The organism is Bacillus sp. SIMBA_154 (assembly GCF_046536015.1).
Classification (GTDB): domain Bacteria; phylum Bacillota; class Bacilli; order Bacillales; family Bacillaceae; genus Bacillus; species Bacillus pumilus_P.
The window spans coordinates 1-342 of sequence record NZ_JAWJBV010000114.1; the positions used below are offsets into that span (position 1 = coordinate 1).

Sequence of the window (342 nt, forward strand, 5' to 3'; positions counted from 1 at the left end):
AGCAAAAAGTGATGTAGTTAATTAGCCCAAGGTATTAACCATGTTTGCTCAACTTAGTGATTTACCTCAAGCGATAAAACAATATTTAATTATTACCGGTAATTATTGGGAGTTTACTTTAACCGATGGGGCGCTGAGAATGCTGGTGGTGCTGTATTTCCATCAGCTAGGATATGATGCACTTGCCATCGCTATGCTGTTTTTGTTTTATGAAGTGTTTGGGGTGATCACTAACCTAGTGGGGGGGTGGCTTGGCGCGCATTTAGGCTTAAATAAAACCATGAATATTGGCTTAGGCATACAGCTTGTTGCCTTAGCTATGTTATGTGTACCTAGTGATTG

The 342-nt window shown here is 40.4% G+C and carries 1 protein-coding gene; it reads left to right on the plus strand.

Translation table 11 applies throughout. From position 1 onward, the window contains the following. Positions 1-40: 40 nt before the first annotated feature. A partial coding sequence (locus R0K30_RS21360) for a hypothetical protein (protein WP_486304024.1) occupies positions 41-342 on the plus strand: 302 nt, incomplete at its 3' end.